The following is a 15,000-nucleotide window of genomic DNA, read 5'->3' on the forward strand; positions in this document are numbered from 1 at the left end:
GAGCGGCACGTCGAGCGGCACGTCGGTCTCGAGCGTCACGAGCCGCTTTGAGATCCGCGCAAGGTCGGCGTTGGCGATCAGATTCTCGCGGCGCTTCGGCTGCTTGATCTCGTGCGCGCGCGCCAGCAGCGTCTCGAGGTCGCCATACTCCTCCAGCAACTGCGCCGCGGTCTTGGCGCCGATGCCCGGCACCCCCGGCACATTGTCGACCGAGTCGCCGGCGAGCGCCTGCAGGTCGATCATCTTCTCCGGCCGAACGCCGAACTTCTCGAACACCTCGTCGGGCCCGATACGCTTGTCCTTCATCGGGTCGAGCATCGTCACCGGACCGCCGACCAGCTGGAACAGGTCCTTGTCGGAGCCCACGATCGTGACCTCGGCGCCGGCCTCGCGGCCAAGCCGCGCATAGGTCGCGATCAGGTCGTCGGCTTCGTAGCCGCCCTTCTCTACGCACGCGATCGAGAAGGCGCGGGTGGCGCGCCGGATCAGCGGGAATTGCGGGATCAGATCCTCGGGCGGCTCGGAGCGGTTCGCCTTGTAGGTCTCGTGGATCTCCTTGCGGAACGTCACCTCCGACTTGTCGAAGATCACCGCGAGATGCGTGGGATCGACCCAGCCGGCGTCGCGCAGCAGCTTCCACAGCATGTTGCAGAAGCCCGACACCGCGCCGACCGGCAGCCCGTCGGACGGACGCGTGAGGGGCGGCAGCGCGTGATAGGCGCGGAAGATGTAGGAGGAGCCGTCGACGAGGACGACATGGTCGCCTGATGCGACGGGTCGGCTGGGCATGGCTTACGCGGTGTCCGGGCGGCTGAACTCGCTCGGACTATAGAGATCGCGGCGGTCGATGGAACGGCGAAACCGCGTCCGCCGCGGCTCGACGCGAGGCTATTTCGGGTCGAACTGAACGGTCTTCGCCGTGTCGGCAGAAAGCGCCGTCTGCCCGGGCGCATAGCCGTTCAACGAAAGGATGTAGGCCAGGATCGGATCGAGCTGAGCGTCCGGGAGCGTGCCTGGCGCGTTCTGCGGCATGTTCTGGAAGATCCAGTCGCGGAGGTTCGCGACGGGCTGACCGCCGAACATCTGCCTGAACTGGTCGCCGCTCAGCTTCGGGCCGAGCGCGCCGGCGCCGTCCTTTGCGTGGCACTCCCGACAGTGGTCGTTGTACAGCAGCCCGCCGGCGTCGAGCTGCGCCTGGGTGAAGGGACCTTCGGCCGCGATCGCAGGGTGAAGACCGAGCGCCATGACCGCGCCGAGAAGCCCGAGGTGGATTACGCTGCGCATCGGGTCGATCTCCACGAGCGGCTCAGTGGGGACGTCGAGCCTTCGACGCGACGATGCCCGCAGGCCTGTCGAAAGAAAAGGGCGCGCCGTGCGAGCGCGCCCCATCTTAATCGGCCGTTCGGGCCGGCACCCCACGCCTATTTCGGGAACTCGGCCGAGGCGGTCTCTTTGGTCAGCTCCTTCTGGCCGGGGGTCTGGCCGTTCAGCGAAAGCATATAGGCCGTGATCGGGTCGAGCTGCTCGTCCTTCAGCGACTTCGGCGCGGTCTGCGGCATGTTCTCATAGGTCCACTGCCTGAGCTCCGCGGTCGGCTTGCCGCCCCACTTCTTCTTGAAGGCGTCGCCCGCGAGCGCCGGCCCCAGCGCGCCCTTGCCGTTGGCGGCGTGGCAGGTCCGGCAGTGGGGGTTGTATTCCGACTTGCCCTTTTCGAGCTGCGCCTGGCTGAACGGCCCCTCATTGGCGAAGGCCGGGACGGCGAAGCAGGCGGAGCCGAGCGTCAGCCCGGCCAAGGCTGTCTTCAGTCTCATCGAACGTTCTCCCGTGTGGTTTCGACGTCTGTGCTCGGGCAGGAGCTAGAGCGACGGCGAAGCACACGGAATGAACGGGATTTACGACTTTATACTTATTATAACAAGTCGTTCAACGAGCAACATATTGATATTGATCATAAAAAAGCGGAAGCACCGGATCGGCGCTCCCGCTTTTGTGACCCTACTGCGGGATCTTGACGTCCTTGCCGCTGTCCGCCGTCAGCTCCTTCTGCCCCGGCGTGAAGCCATTGAGCGACAGGATGTAGGCCATCAGCGGGTCGAGCTGCTCGTCCTTGAGCGACTTCGGAGCCGTCTGCGGCATGTTCTCGTGGATCCAGGTGCGCACATCGGTGACCGACTGTCCGCCGAACCGCTTCTTGAACACGTCGCCGGCGAGCGCCGGGCCGAGCGCGCCCTTGCCCTTCGCGGCGTGGCAGGGACGGCAATGGGTGTTGTATTCGGACGAGCCCTTGTCGAGCTGGGCCTGATTGAAGGGACCTTCGTNGACGGCAATGGGGGTTGTATTCGGACGAGCCCTTGTCGAGCTGGGCCTGATTGAAGGGACCTTCGTCCGCAAGCGCCGGACCGCCGATCATGGCGGCGCCAACCACGACGCCCGCGAAAATCTTACTGAATTTCATAAAGCGTTCTCCCTTAAGTTGAGCGCACAGGTTCGTTGGCCTAACTGGTGCGCCGGGCCGGTAACGAAACAGAGAGGAACCGATTTTTCTAACTAAAAGGTATGGCCGCGCCATCAGGTCGCGGCCATTGCGCAGGATCGTTACGACCTTAGTCGATCATTTGGCTGGCTGAAGCTGCGCGTCGCGCCTTGCGGGCTGGTCGATGTGAAACGCGGCGGGCCGTTCGAACAGGAAAAGCCCCCATCCGGTCTTCTTCACTGCCCAGTGCAGGGCGAGCGGCGCGATGACCCCGATCGTGGTGACGATCAGCGCGATCAGGCCGATATCGGTGACGATCCCGGTCTTGAGCAACACGGCGCGCGTCGCCGCCATCGGCAGGAAGAAGGCGAGATAGATCACGATCGAGCGCTCGCCGGCGTAGCGCAGCGGCTCCGCGGCCGCCGAGCCCGCCATCAGCGCGGCGCCCGAGACGATCGCCATCGCTCCCGCGGTCCCGAGCGCGAGGCTCACCACCGGCCATTCCGACACGCCGCCGAACACCGCGAGCCCGTTGGTCAGCGCCCAGGCGCCGAGCCCCGCTATGGCGAGGCCGCGATGCGTGCGGGCCCATTCGGCGATCGTGAAGACGTACCGAGCCGCGTACCAGCCGAGCATCACGTAGAACAGCCGCGCGCAGAACTCGTCCGGCACCATCCAGCCGGTCTCGACCGGCAGCATCTCCAGCACCGCCGCGAAGGCGAGCACGAGCAGCGGCGGCAGGTCCTTCACAAGTTTCGCGAAGACGAAGAAGATCGGCAGCAGATAGATGAACCAGAGCGTGCCGAACGGGTCGATCAGCGCGAGCAGGAAGGCGTGCGCGACCGCGCCGAGCCCCTGGTCGAGCGCGATCGCGGGCCATTTGAACGCGCCCTGGATCACCAGCCACAGCAGGTAGAAATAGGCGAAATGCACGACCTTGCGGTCGAGATAGAGCCGCCAGTCGCGGTCGATCACGAGGGCCAGGAAGAGGCCGGAGATCAGGAAGAAGTCCGGCATCCGGAACGGCTTCGCGAAGGCCACGAAATAGTGCATCCAGCCTTCAGCGCCGGCCGCCTTCTCGACGCCGAGGGTGGAGTGCATCATCACCACCATGACGATGCAGATCCCCTTGGCGACGTCGACCCAGTCGACGCGGGGCTTCGACTTTGGCTCGGCGAGAGGCCTGACCAGGGATTTGGACAGAGGGGCTTCGGCCTGGCTTGCGGTCATCGCGTCGCTCGGCTCTGTGGCCATCCCGGATTTCTCTCGGCAGCATTATGCCGCAGGAGCGAAGGCGACGCGTCAACGAAAGCTCGGTAGCGCTAATTTTCAACGAATTCGGTTAATCGCGCGCTATTCCGAGGCGGGCGCGTTCACTCCGCGCCGACCGCCCGTCGGATCGCGGTCGTGATCTCGGCCGCATAGGCCGATGGCGGGCGGTCGAGCCGACCATAGATGCGGAAGATCGCCGGCTGGACCACAAGTCCGAGCGCCAGCGCGGTAACGAAGGCGACGTCGCCTTGCGGGATTTCGCCCGAAGCCATGGCGTCCGAGAACACCCGGCCGAGCGCCTCGACGGCGTTGTCGGACGAGGCGGCCTCGAGGTCGCGCAGATGCTCGTGCTGCGAGACCAGCACATAGGCGAAGCCCGCCGGGTCCTCGTCGAAGGCCTCGGCGAACATTCTCACCAGCGCTTCGAGCCGGCCGGGGAAATCCGCGCGCTCGGCGCGGATCGCCTCGATCTCGCGGGCGAGCCGGCCGTAGCGCGACAGGAAGAGCGCGCGGGCGAGCCCGTCCTTGGACGGGAAGTGCCGGTAGAGCGCGCCTTCCGTCACCCCGACCCTCTGGGCGATGTCGCGCACCGAGACGCCGTCGACGCCGCGCTCCGCGAACAGCGCGAGCGCCGCCGCCTCGATCCGCGCGCGGGTGTCGCGCGGCGCGGCCGCGAGGCTCATTCCGCAGCCTCCGGCTTTTCGGCGGCCGCGTCGGCCTTCTCCGCCGCGAACTTCTTCAACGCGACATAGTCGGTCTTGCCGGAGCCGAGCAGCGGGATCTTCTCGACCGTCCTGACCTCCGCCGGGACGGCGAGATCGGGCAGGCCCGCCTCGCGAAAGAGCGATTGCAGGGTCCCGCGATCGATCGAGCGCGCCGTCGTGACGAGGACGATCCGCTCGCCCTTGCGCTGGTCCGGGATGGTGGTCGCGGCGTGCGCGCCGTCCGGCCAGCGTTTCGCGACGACGGTCTCCACTGCGCCGAGCGAGACCATCTCGCCGGCGATCTTGGCGAAACGTTTCGCCCTCCCTTTGATCGCCACGAATCCGATCTCGTCGATCGTCACGATGTCGCCGGTGTCGTGCCAGCCGTCCGGCGGCGGCTCCAGGACGCCGGGCCTCTCGGCGCGGAGATAGCCGGCCATGACGTTCGGGCCGCTGATCGAAAGCCGCCCGCCCTCCTCGATGCCTTCAACGGGCTCGAGCCTACGCTCGATCCCCGGCAGAAGCCGTCCGACCGTGCCGCCCTTGTTGAAGGTCGGGGTGTTGACCGCGACCACGGGCGAGGCCTCGGTGATGCCGTAACCCTCGAGGATCCGAAGCCCGAACTTCTCCGACCAGACCTGCCGCGTCTCGGGCTTCACGGCCTCTGCGCCCGCCACGACGAAGCGCAGCGACCGGAAGTCATAAGGGTGCGCGGTCCGGGCATAGCCGGCCAGGAAGGTGTCGGTGCCGAACAGCGCCGTGGCGTTCGTTCCGTAGATGAGCTCCGGCACGATCCGGTAGTGCAGCGGCGACGGATAGAGGAAGGTCCTCACGCCCGACACCAGCGGCAGCAGCAGGCCGCCCGTCAGGCCGAAGGCGTGGAAAACCGGCAGCACGTTGAACACCAGATCGGCCGGACCGAAATCGATCCGCGCGGCGACCTGGGCGACATTCGACAGGAGGTTGCGGTGGGTCAGCACGACCCCCTTGGGCGCGCCCTCCGAGCCCGAGGTGAACAGGATCGCGGCGGGCGCATTCGGGTCGCCCTTCGCGGGCTCGCCGCTCCTCGCCAGGCCGCGAAGCCGGTCGAAAAGCCCGATCCCCTCGCGGACGTCCTCGAGATAGATGAGCTTCACCGCCTCGCCGAGCGCCGCCTCCTCCTTCTGGAGCCGGCCCTTCTCGATGAAGGCGCGCGAGGTCAGCACCGTCTTCACCTGCGCCGCCCGGCAGGCCGAGACGAGGTTCGCGGGTCCGGCGGTGTAGTTCAGCATCGCGGGGACCCGGCCGATGCGGTGGAGCGCGAGGATCGTGGCCACGACGCCCGCCGCGTTCGGCAAAAACACGCCGACGGCCTCGCCCGGCTTGGTGAAGTCCTCGAGCTTGGCGCCGAGCGCCGCGGAGCCTGCGAGCAGCTTGCGATAGCTGAGCTTCGCGCCCAGCGCGTCCTCGACGGCGAGGCGCGAAAAGCCTTCGGCGCGGGCCGCGGCGACGACGGCGGCGTGGACCGTGCGGTCGACGTCGGCGGTGCGCCACATCATGTCGGACATCACGTCGGTCAGCGCCATGCCGGCCGCCTGCCGGCGACGGCGGCCCACGAGGCTCTGGTCGACCTCGAGCCGCTCAGGCGGAAGGATCGTGACCGTGACCTTGGGAAACAGGCTTTTGCGGATCTGATTGGGCTTGAGGTACGAGAAGGGCGAGCGGTCCATGCCGTCGATCCGCACGGGGATCACCGGCGCTTCGGACTTGTCGGCGATCAGGCCGGCGCCGTCATAGACCTTCATCATCGAGCCGGTGACGCTGATCCGCCCTTCGGGGAAGATCACCAGGCGGTTCCCCTCGCGGACCAGCTTGATCAGCGCCCGCGTCGCGAGCGGCTTCGCCGGGTCCATCGGGAAGGCCCTCACCAGCCGCGTGAAGGGCTTCACCCACCAGCGCTCGGAGATCTGCGAGTTCACGGCGAAGACCGGGTCGTCGGCGAGCAGCGACATCACCAGCGGCGCGTCGAGCAGGCTGGTGTGGTTGACGGAGATGACGGCCTTGGGGCCGGCGTCGGTGAGGTTCTCCATGCCCTTCACCTCGACCCGGTAGAGGATCGAGAACACCAGATGCGCGGTGTCGCGCAGCATCGAGCCGGGCAGCGCGAGGCCGAGCAGCGGCGCGCCGACGATCGACAGGACGCCGACCAGCGCGAACAAAGTCGGCGTCGTGAAGCCCGCCGCCTGCAGCGCGATCAGCGCGACCGAGCCGCCCACCATGAAGGCGGCGTTCAGCACGTTGTTGGCCGCGATCACGCGGGCGCGCCGCTCCTCGACGGCCTCCGACTGCAGGAAAGCGAAAATCGGCACCACGAACAGGCCCCCGGCGGCCGCCAGCCCGATCATATCGACCATGACGCGGACGTCCGCGGCCGAGCGCAGGAAGTCGCGCCAGCCGATCAAGGGCTGAGCCGGCGCCAGTCCATAGGTCGCGAAGGCGAGGTCGACGGCGAACAGCCCGAACAGCACGCCGGCCAAAGGCGTCAGCGCGATCAGGATGCGGCGGCGGCTGAGCCTCGCCGCGATCAGCGATCCGGCCGCGATGCCGATCGTGAAGGCGGCGAGGAACAGGGTGACGACGCTCTCGGACCCGCCGATGACCTCCTTGACCAGCGTCGGCAGCAGCGCGAGCACGATCGCGCCGTTCAGCCAGAAGGCCGAGACCGCGACCGCGGCCATCCACTGGCGGGGCTCGCGCTTCAGGTCCTTGAGCAGCGCGAAGGTCGATCGCGCGATGTTGCGGTCGATCTCGAGGCCGGGCGCGCGCTCGCCGGTCGGGGGAATGGCGGCCGCGAAGGCCCAGGCGACCACCGACACGCCGATCACGGTCGCGGCCACGGCCCACGGGCTCGCCTCCGCCACCATGACGCCGCCGCCCACAGTGCCGGCGAGGATGGCGAGAAAGGTCGCGGTCTCGACCAGGGCGTTGCCGGCCACGAGTTCGTGGCGGGCGAGGTGGTCGGGCAGGATGCCGTATTTGACCGGCCCGAACAGCGCCGAAAGCACGCCGGTCAGGATAAGCGCGACGAACAGCAGGATAGCAGACGGGATCACGAAGCCGGCAGCGGCGATCAGCGCTACGCCGACCTCGCCGAGCTTCAGGAGCTTCGCCATCCGCGCCTTGTCGTAGCGGTCCGCGAGCTCGCCGCCGAGCGCCGACAAAATGAAATAGGGCGCGATGAACAGCGCGCCCGCCAGCGTGACCAGCACCGGACCGTGTTCGCCGCCAAGCTTGAACAGCAGCAGGATGGCGAGCGCGTTCTTGACGAAATTGTCGTTGAAGGCGGCGAAGAACTGGCAGCCGAACAGCGGCCCGAAACGGCGGGCGCGGAGCAGGGAAAGCAGCATCCAGGGCTCCTGCGGTCGATTTGTGAGTAAACACTTACTCACAGTTTCAGCGGCGCGCAAGTCCCCGGCTGAGGCGGGATGGTTCCGGATGCTCAGGGGTCTTCAGCGGTTGAGAACGAACAGGACGACCATGGTGTAGACCACCCCGGCCGCGCCGTAGAACACCGCGCCGTGGATGCTGGGATTGGTCCGCGCCAGCACGAAGGCGGCGAAGCCGAGCAGCGCCATCAGCAGCAGCGCGCCGATCAGGCCAAGGATGTTTCGCGCGAGCACCGGCATTCGGGTCGGTCCCTCCGCCGCTAGAATGGCGCCGTCTGCGCGTCTTGACGACCCCGCGGGCGGCTGCGTCTTGCGAAAGACCAAGCGACGCAGAGCCGCGCTTGGTCTAGAGATGCAGGCTTCGCGCCTCTCTGGGCGCTGTCGCCCTTGGCCTCCCGGAGGGGTCGTCCAAATCGTGCTGCGGATCGCCGTCGTCACCGTGCTGCTGGCCGCCGCGCTGCTCGCGACCGATCTCAGAGAGCGCGCGGGCCGGGCGCTCTATCACGCCGGCCTGCCGGGCGTCGCCGCCATCGTGATGTCGGGGCCCGCCTGGAAGGGCGCCGCGCTCTATCACGGCGGGCGCTACGACGAGGCCGCCGCAGCGTTCCGCTCGGCCGACTACGCCGGCCAGCCCTACGACCTCGGCACCACGCTCGCGCGCGGCGGCAGGCTGCGCGAGGCCGCCGAGGCCCTCGACCTCGCGCTCGATCGCGACCCGAACGACGAGGACGCCCGCTTCAACCTGGCTCTGGTCGAGGCGATGATGCGGACCAGCCGCGCCGTCGGCCCCGACGCGAAAAACGCCGCGAACGCCGCCGCGACCGAGAACAAGCGCTCGAACTCCGCTTCGCCCGACGCCGAGAACGACGTCAATTCGCTCGGGCCAGGCGCGGCCGGCGACCGCGACACCGGCAAGGAGGCCCAGAACGCAGGCCCGAGCAAGGTCACGCGCACCGGACGGGCCGAGCAGTCCGACCGCCCGATGCAGTCCGGCAAGGCCACGGGCTCGATCGGCTCGGCGGAGGGCGCCGGCCGCACCGGCGACGCCGAGCGCAACGTCTCGAAGCCGCCGGAGCAGCTCGCCCACCGCCTCGCCCCGATGGCGCTCAAGACCATGGCGGCGTCGCAGCGATGGCTCGAAACGCTGCCGGACGACCCCGGCGTCTATATCAGGCGGCGCATCGAGCACGAGCGCGACGCGCGCAAGGAGCGCGGCGTCGCCGCGCCGACCATGACGGACACGTGGTGAGGGCGGGGGCTGGGCGCGACGCGCTCGACGCTCATGTCCCGGCCTTGAGCCGGGACCGATTTTACGCAGGCGGAGCAAAAAGGGGCGCTTCGAACGAAGCGCGTGTTCGTCGATCATCGAGCCCAATGGGTCCCGGCTCGAGGCCGGGACATAGGCGTAGCGCCGACGGAACTCACGCCTTCAGGCGATACCCTGTCTTGAAGATCCACCACACCCCCGCGAGGCAGAGCGCGAGGAACAGGAACGTCATGGCGAGGCTCACGCCGACGCTGACGTCGGACTGGCCGAAGAAAGACCAGCGGAAGCCCGACACCAGATAGACCACCGGGTTGAACAGCGAGACCGCCCGCCAGAACGGCGGCAGCATGTCGATCGAGTAGAACGCCCCGCCCAGGAATGTGAGCGGCGTCACGATCAGCAGCGGCACGAGCTGCAGCTTCTCGAATCCGTCGGCCCAGATGCCGATGATGAAGCCGAAAAGCGAGAACGTGACGGCGGTCAGCAGCAGGAACGCGACCATCCAGACCGGGTGCCGGATCTCGAGGTCGACGAACATCGCCGCCGTCGCGAGCATGATCAGGCCGATGATGATCGACTTGGTGGCCGCCGCCCCGACATAGGCCACCACGACCTCGACAAAGGACACCGGCGCCGAGAGCAGCTCATAGATCGTGCCGGCGAAGCGCGGGAAATAGATGCCGAAGGAGGCGTTGGCGATCGACTGCGTCAGCAGCGACAGCATGATCAGCCCCGGCACGATATAGGCGCCGTACTGGACGCCCTCGATCGACTGGATGCGGCTGCCGATCGCGGCGCCGAACACCACGAAATAGAGCGAGGTCGACAGCACCGGCGAGATCACGCTCTGCATGACCGTGCGCCAGGCGCGCGCCATCTCAAAGCGATAGATCGACGCGACGGCCCGGTGGTTGACGATCATCGCTTGTCCTTCACGAGGCCGACGAAGATTTCTTCCAGCGAACTCTGCTCGGTCTGGAGGTCGCGGAACGTGACGCCGGCGGCCGAAAGGTCGGTGAGCAAACGCGTGATGCCGGTGCGCTGACCTTGCGCGTCGTAGGTGTAGACGAGCTCGCAGCCGCCGGATTTGAGCTCGAGCCGATAGGGCTCGAGCGAATCCGGGATCTCGGACAGCGGCTCCTGCAGGTTCAGCGTCAGCCGCTTGCGGCCGAGCTTCGACATCAGCTCGGCCTTCTGTTCGACCACGATGATCTCGCCCTTGGAGATGACGCCGATGCGGTCGGCCATCTCCTCCGCCTCCTCGATGTAATGGGTGGTGAGGATGATGGTGACGCCGGTCTCGCGCAGGCCGCGCACCAGCTGCCACATGTCCCGCCGGAGCTCGACGTCGACGCCGGCGGTCGGCTCATCGAGGAACAGCACGCGCGGCTCGTGCGCCAGCGCCTTGGCGATCAGCACGCGGCGCTTCATGCCGCCCGAGAGCGTGAGGATGCGGGCGTCGCGCTTGTCCCAAAGCGACAGGTCCTTCAGCGTCTTCTCGACGAAGGCGTCGTCGCGCCTGCGGCCGAACAGGCCACGCGAGAAGCTGACCGTCGCCCAGACGCTCTCGAAGCTGTCGGTGGTGAGCTCCTGCGGCACCAGGCCGATCATCTCGCGCGCCGCGCGGAAGTCGCGCCTGATGTCGTGCCCGCCGACCGTCACGCCCCCCGACGTCGCGTTGACGATGCCGCAGACGATCGAGATCAGCGTCGTCTTGCCCGCCCCGTTGGGCCCGAGCAGCGCGAAGATCTCGCCCTGCGAGATGTCGAGGTCGACCGACTTCAGCGCCTGGAAGCCGCTGGAATAGGTCTTGGAGAGCTGGGAAATCGAGATGATCGGCGGCATGGCGTCGCCGACTTAATGGCGGAGCGCGTCATCGTCCATGGGCGCGGCGCCGCAAACCGCTTGCAGCCGCGCAGCAGGGACGCTTTTGCCACGCCGATCCATAGAGCAGCTCCGCTCGGGCGAAAACCCGACCGTCATCCCCGGCAAAACGCAGGGATCCATTTCCTCCGAGCGCGCTAAGTCTTTGCGTACGAGCCGATAATTTGTTCCGGGACAGGCCCGGGATGACGGTGGCGGCGTTCCTCGCGTCCGGTCCGGACTATATCGGATCGGCGGCTCAATAGCGTGGCGTCGGGCCGCCGAGGCAGCCGCCAGCGTCGGTTTTGCCGACGGAGCCGTCCGGACAGCGGATCGTGCGGCCGCCATGTTCCGGATAGGGCTCGATGTCGGCCGAGCCTGCGGAACGGCCGGTCGCGACGCCGCCGGACGCGGCCGTCCCCGCCGGCGGCATGGCGGAATAGGTCGGGGTCGAGAGCGACGACCCCCGCGACGCCGAGCCCGGAGACCCGGCCGCTCCGCCGGCGGAAGAGCCGCCCGACGAAGACCCCCCGCCACTGCTTTGCGACATGGCGAGCCCGACGCTCGCCAGCAGGGTTAGGGTCGCGATAGATGGGACGACGAAGGCGCGCATGACCGACATGATCTTCTCCTCACGTCACGCACTGGCCGCCCGGTCCGAGCCGTCGACGGCCCGAAGATGGAACCGCGGGGCCCCGCCATGGTTCCCGGCGCAGCGCGCGCTTTCGGCGTTTCCATGCTGATCGGCGTCGACTTCGGGGGCACCAAGATCGAGGCCGCGGGTCTCGGGCTCGGCGGCGAGACGCTCGCGCGCGAGCGCGTCGTCACGCCGCGCGGCGAATACCAGGCGTCGGTCGAAGCGGTGGCGCGGCTGGTCGCCGGGATCGAGCGCACGCTCGGCCCCGCGCGTGGCGTCGGCGTCGGGATCCCGGGCTCGCTCTCGCCCGCCGACGGCCTCGTCCGGAACGCCAACTCGACCTGGCTCAATGGCCGCCCGTTCGGCCGCGACCTCGCGAGCGCGCTCGGACGGGAGGTCCGCGTCGAGAACGACGCCAATTGCCTCGCGGTCTCGGAGGCCGTGGACGGCGCGGCGGCCGGCGCGCGCATGGCGTTCGCCGTGATCCTCGGCACGGGCTGCGGCGCCGGGATCGCGATCGACGGCCGGGCGCATGGCGGAAGAGGCGGACTCGCCGGCGAGTTCGGCCACAATACCCTGCCCTGGCCGGACGGAGAGGACGAGACGCCGGGCCCCGCCTGCTGGTGCGGCAGGCGCGGATGCCTCGAGACCTATCTGTCCGGCTCCGGCCTCAGCGACCGGCATTTCGAGGCGACGGAAGAGCGCCTCGACGCGACGACGATCGCCGCCGCCGCCGCGGCCGGCGAACCCCGAGCCGTGCACACGCTCGCACAGCATCGCGACCGGCTGGCGCGCGCGCTGGCTTCGGTCGTCAATCTGATCGATCCGGACGTGATCGTGCTCGGCGGCGGCGTCTCGAACATCGCGTCGCTTTATCCCGGTCTCACCGAGGACGTCCGGGCATACGTGTTCTCCGGCGCCTGCGACACGCCGGTGCGCCCGGCCGCCCACGGAGCCTCCTCGGGCGTGCGCGGCGCGGCCTGGCTCTGGAAGGACGACTGAGGTGGCTGACGGCGACGGCAAGCCTCGCGGCGAGAGCCGGCTGGAGCGGCGCGTCTGGATCGCGGCCTATGTGGTCGTGCTGCTGTTCCTGGCGGCCGGGGCCGCGCGCCGCATCTGGCTGATGTTCTGACGCCCGGTCCGGCCTTCCAAAAAGGAAAAGCCGGCCCGCGACTGTGTCGACGGACCGGCTTTTTCTGGGCCGGGCTTCGCGGGCCGACGGAGGGTCTCCGCCGACCATCCGCTCACCCGAGCTTGCGACGCGGCGCGCTCTGCAGGGACGCCATCATGTTCGTCCAGCACATCATCGAGGTCATCCAGAACGCGAATGGCGTTCCCGCAAATGGATGCATTGATCTCGCTCCTTTCACGGACGTCTTCGAGCGAATCATCTCTGCGCTCGGGCACGTCGATTCGGACAGGCGAGCGAGTAACCTTTTCCGATGACTGTTCGTTCCGCGACCCAGACGAAGGGATGACGTGGGCGGATCGCGGCGACTGCGTTGCATGAGAGCAACAAGATTTGGAGGCGCCGGGCGCCGCCTATCTCATCCAGAGATCGGCCCTTGCGTCACGGTATGATGAACTGGCCGTACAGGACCGTCTGGCTGGACAGGAGGGTGGTGTAGGTCACGAAGGCGTCGCCCTGCATCCGCCCGACGATGGCGAGATTGCGCGCGCCGCCCTCAAGCTCGACGCGCAGGGGCCTGCCGGCCGGCTTCAGGTCAGCGCCGAAACGCCTGGTCTCAAAGCCGATATTGGAATTCTGCCTGTTGAGGACGGGGAACGCGACCACGAAGCCCCCTACGGGCAGCGCCGCCGTCACATAGGCTTCGCTCGACGGGATCTCGGCGATGACCGCGCGCTCCTGCTTCAGCGACCAGTCGCCGTTGAAGACCTCGGCGCTCACCTCCTCGGTCCCGAAGGATACGGTCTGGCGCAGGACGACGATCGACCCGTCCGCGAGGCCAAGGACCCTGGTTTGGTCCGCGGCGTCGGATCCGGGCGGCGGCTCGATCGTCACTTCCGGTCCGGTCTTCTTGCCCTCCGCATTGTAGATCTGCGCCTTCACGAAGCGCGGAAACTTCCTGTCGGGATTGACGTAGCGGACGATGAAGCCGTCGCGATATCGGGTCGCCTCGGCGATCTGGGTGCTCTTGCGCGAGAGTTCGCCCTTCACGGGACCGATCTTGCCGGAACCCTTGACGAAACGCAGGGCGCCGTAGCCGGTGAGCCTCTTGCTGAAGTTCTGCCGCGTCGCGACCACGAGGCCCCTCTTCGCCAGCGGCAGCAGGAAGCCACCGGTCGCGTCGAGCGCGCCGCCTCGGAAATCGACCTCGCCGCCGGCGACGTCGCGATCATAGATCATGCGCCCGTAGAGGCCCGAGACGGGGGCGTCGCCGACGCGGGTGACATAGCCCGCCAGCGTCGCGCCGTCCGCAAGCGGCAGGGCGCCGGCCAGCATGGCGGTGACGGGCCGCGTGTCCGGTCCCGACGACTGGAACACCAGCGCCCTGCCGCCCTGCGGGCCCCTCTTGCCAATGATCTGGCGATAGATGGTCTCGGCGTCGCCGTCGCCCGTCAGATCCTCGGCGAAGACCAGCGCGAGCTCGCCGTCCGCGCCCTCGACCGCCTGGGTCGTGATCGCCCCGAACCCCGGCAGAGCGTCGATGAAGATGGGCGGCCCCAGGAGCTCGGCTGCGCCGGCGGGCGCGGCCCCGAGCAACAATGCGACCGCCGCGGCCGCAGTCCTACCGATGCGCATGGATCCCTCCCCCGAGACCGGGCGCAACCGTCCCGGATTTGCCGACGGCGGACAAGCGCCGACGGTTGGCGCGCGGCGCCGCGCGGTCACGGATCGATGAACTGGCCGTAAAAGCCGCCCGTCGAAGATTCGCCGTAGATCACGAACGCGTCGCCCTTTTCACGTGCGACGATCTTTCCGATCGAAGCTCCGCCCTCGACGCGCAACGGTTCTCCGATCGAGGTCAGCGACGGACTGAAGCGGCTCAGTTCAAATCCTAACTCGAAACCTCCATCGTCCTTCAGCGGCACGCCGACAAGGAAGCGCCGCCCGGCACCGCTGCGACCCTATGCGACGAATCACCCGGAAACCCGCGCGATCACCGTGCGCTCGTGTTTCAGCGCCATTTGCCGGTGAACACCTCGGCGCTCAACTCATACTCCGAGAAAAAATGCGGGCTGTCGTAGCGTCTCCGAAAGACGACGACCGAGCCGTCGGCGAGAGCCATGACGGTCGTGAAATTCGCGTCGAATGAACCCGATTCCGGTTCGAGCACCTTTTCGGGCCCAACCTTCTCGGCCCTCTCGTCGTAGATCTGCGCCTTGACGAGCCTCGT

Annotated in this window: 17 protein-coding genes (1 of these 17 only partly in view); 3 read left to right on the plus strand and 14 right to left on the minus strand. The window is 67.9% G+C overall.

What is annotated here, in order from left to right:
* The 8 genes from EK403_RS22470 to EK403_RS22475 form a co-directional block, all read right to left on the minus strand.
* On the minus strand, window positions 1-789 hold a 789-nt coding region (locus EK403_RS22470; RefSeq protein WP_280986728.1), incomplete at its 3' end, for a 5'-3' exonuclease.
* A gap of 99 nt (window positions 790-888) precedes the next feature.
* Entirely contained in the window at window positions 889-1,284 is a 396-nt protein-coding gene (locus EK403_RS16595) for a c-type cytochrome (RefSeq protein WP_128778589.1), read from the minus strand.
* Between the two features lie 137 nt (window positions 1,285-1,421).
* On the minus strand, window positions 1,422-1,811 hold the full coding sequence (locus EK403_RS16600; RefSeq protein WP_128778590.1) for a c-type cytochrome: 390 nt from the start codon (window positions 1,809-1,811) through the stop codon (window positions 1,422-1,424).
* Window positions 1,812-1,995: 184 nt separating this feature from the next.
* Window positions 1,996-2,391: a c-type cytochrome gene (locus tag EK403_RS16605; protein ID WP_245479750.1), complete on the minus strand. Its 396-nt coding sequence runs from the start codon at window positions 2,389-2,391 to the stop codon at window positions 1,996-1,998.
* Between the two features lie 220 nt (window positions 2,392-2,611).
* Entirely contained in the window at window positions 2,612-3,703 is a 1,092-nt protein-coding gene (locus EK403_RS16610) for an acyltransferase family protein (protein ID WP_128778591.1), read from the minus strand.
* A gap of 143 nt (window positions 3,704-3,846) precedes the next feature.
* Window positions 3,847-4,428 (minus strand): TetR/AcrR family transcriptional regulator, encoded by a 582-nt coding sequence (locus tag EK403_RS16615; protein ID WP_128778592.1) that lies wholly within the window; start codon window positions 4,426-4,428, stop codon window positions 3,847-3,849.
* Complete coding sequence (locus EK403_RS16620; RefSeq protein ID WP_128778593.1) at window positions 4,425-7,835, minus strand: acyl-[ACP]--phospholipid O-acyltransferase; 3,411 nt, start codon at window positions 7,833-7,835, stop codon at window positions 4,425-4,427. Before EK403_RS16620 ends, EK403_RS16615 begins: the two co-directional genes overlap by 4 nt.
* Window positions 7,836-7,937: 102 nt before the next feature.
* Window positions 7,938-8,114: a hypothetical protein gene (locus EK403_RS22475; protein ID WP_164919645.1), complete on the minus strand. Its 177-nt coding sequence runs from the start codon at window positions 8,112-8,114 to the stop codon at window positions 7,938-7,940.
* A 175-nt stretch (window positions 8,115-8,289) separates the two neighbouring features.
* Between EK403_RS22475 and EK403_RS16625 the strand changes: the two genes are divergently transcribed.
* Window positions 8,290-9,123: a tetratricopeptide repeat protein gene (locus EK403_RS16625; RefSeq protein ID WP_128778594.1), complete on the plus strand. Its 834-nt coding sequence runs from the start codon at window positions 8,290-8,292 to the stop codon at window positions 9,121-9,123.
* Between the two features lie 172 nt (window positions 9,124-9,295).
* Here EK403_RS16625 and EK403_RS16630 read toward each other — a convergent pair whose 3' ends face one another.
* The 3 genes from EK403_RS16630 to EK403_RS16640 form a co-directional block, all read right to left on the minus strand.
* Window positions 9,296-10,063, minus strand: coding sequence for an ABC transporter permease (locus EK403_RS16630; protein WP_128778595.1), 768 nt, complete (start codon window positions 10,061-10,063; stop codon window positions 9,296-9,298).
* A complete protein-coding gene (locus tag EK403_RS16635; protein WP_128778596.1) occupies window positions 10,060-10,986 on the minus strand; it encodes an ABC transporter ATP-binding protein in 927 nt (308 codons plus the stop codon). The genes EK403_RS16630 and EK403_RS16635 overlap by 4 nt, the downstream gene beginning before the upstream one ends.
* Window positions 10,987-11,263: 277 nt before the next feature.
* Window positions 11,264-11,626 (minus strand): hypothetical protein, encoded by a 363-nt coding sequence (locus EK403_RS16640; protein WP_128778597.1) that lies wholly within the window; start codon window positions 11,624-11,626, stop codon window positions 11,264-11,266.
* Window positions 11,627-11,740: 114 nt separating this feature from the next.
* Between EK403_RS16640 and EK403_RS16645 the strand changes: the two genes are divergently transcribed.
* Together EK403_RS16645 and EK403_RS23675 are read left to right on the plus strand one after the other, a co-directional pair.
* Window positions 11,741-12,643 (plus strand): ROK family protein, encoded by a 903-nt coding sequence (locus tag EK403_RS16645; protein WP_128778598.1) that lies wholly within the window; start codon window positions 11,741-11,743, stop codon window positions 12,641-12,643.
* Window position 12,644: 1 nt separating this feature from the next.
* Window positions 12,645-12,773, plus strand: a complete 129-nt coding sequence (locus tag EK403_RS23675) for a hypothetical protein (protein ID WP_280986729.1) — start codon at window positions 12,645-12,647, stop codon at window positions 12,771-12,773.
* A 438-nt stretch (window positions 12,774-13,211) separates the two neighbouring features.
* On the opposite strand, the gene EK403_RS16650 is transcribed toward EK403_RS23675, so the two are convergent.
* The 3 genes from EK403_RS16650 to EK403_RS16660 form a co-directional block, all read right to left on the minus strand.
* Window positions 13,212-14,405, minus strand: a complete 1,194-nt coding sequence (locus EK403_RS16650) for a hypothetical protein (protein WP_128778599.1) — start codon at window positions 14,403-14,405, stop codon at window positions 13,212-13,214.
* Window positions 14,406-14,491: 86 nt separating this feature from the next.
* Window positions 14,492-14,695, minus strand: a complete 204-nt coding sequence (locus EK403_RS16655; protein ID WP_128778600.1) for a hypothetical protein — start codon at window positions 14,693-14,695, stop codon at window positions 14,492-14,494.
* A gap of 86 nt (window positions 14,696-14,781) precedes the next feature.
* Window positions 14,782-15,000: the 3' portion of a hypothetical protein gene (locus tag EK403_RS16660; protein WP_128778601.1), read on the minus strand. The gene runs 153 nt beyond the window's last position; 219 of the gene's 372 nt are visible here — the last part of the coding sequence; its start codon lies beyond the right edge, outside the window; its stop codon occupies window positions 14,782-14,784.

The sequence above is a fragment of the Hansschlegelia zhihuaiae genome, assembly GCF_004103825.1.
Classification (GTDB): domain Bacteria; phylum Pseudomonadota; class Alphaproteobacteria; order Rhizobiales; family Methylopilaceae; genus Methylopila; species Methylopila zhihuaiae.

Coding starts and splice junctions, on each gene's coding strand:
- EK403_RS16595 (WP_128778589.1), bottom strand. CDS start 1,284: ATGCGCAGCGTAATCCACCTCGGGCTTCTCGGCGCGGTCATGGCGCTC.
- EK403_RS16600 (WP_128778590.1), bottom strand. CDS start 1,811: ATGAGACTGAAGACAGCCTTGGCCGGGCTGACGCTCGGCTCCGCCTGC.
- EK403_RS16610 (WP_128778591.1), bottom strand. CDS start 3,703: ATGACCGCAAGCCAGGCCGAAGCCCCTCTGTCCAAATCCCTGGTCAGG.
- EK403_RS16615 (WP_128778592.1), bottom strand. CDS start 4,428: ATGAGCCTCGCGGCCGCGCCGCGCGACACCCGCGCGCGGATCGAGGCG.
- EK403_RS16620 (WP_128778593.1), bottom strand. CDS start 7,835: ATGCTGCTTTCCCTGCTCCGCGCCCGCCGTTTCGGGCCGCTGTTCGGC.
- EK403_RS22475 (WP_164919645.1), bottom strand. CDS start 8,114: ATGCCGGTGCTCGCGCGAAACATCCTTGGCCTGATCGGCGCGCTGCTG.
- EK403_RS16630 (WP_128778595.1), bottom strand. CDS start 10,063: ATGATCGTCAACCACCGGGCCGTCGCGTCGATCTATCGCTTTGAGATG.
- EK403_RS16635 (WP_128778596.1), bottom strand. CDS start 10,986: ATGCCGCCGATCATCTCGATTTCCCAGCTCTCCAAGACCTATTCCAGC.
- EK403_RS16640 (WP_128778597.1), bottom strand. CDS start 11,626: ATGTCGGTCATGCGCGCCTTCGTCGTCCCATCTATCGCGACCCTAACC.
- EK403_RS16645 (WP_128778598.1), top strand. CDS start 11,741: ATGCTGATCGGCGTCGACTTCGGGGGCACCAAGATCGAGGCCGCGGGT.
- EK403_RS16650 (WP_128778599.1), bottom strand. CDS start 14,405: ATGCGCATCGGTAGGACTGCGGCCGCGGCGGTCGCATTGTTGCTCGGG.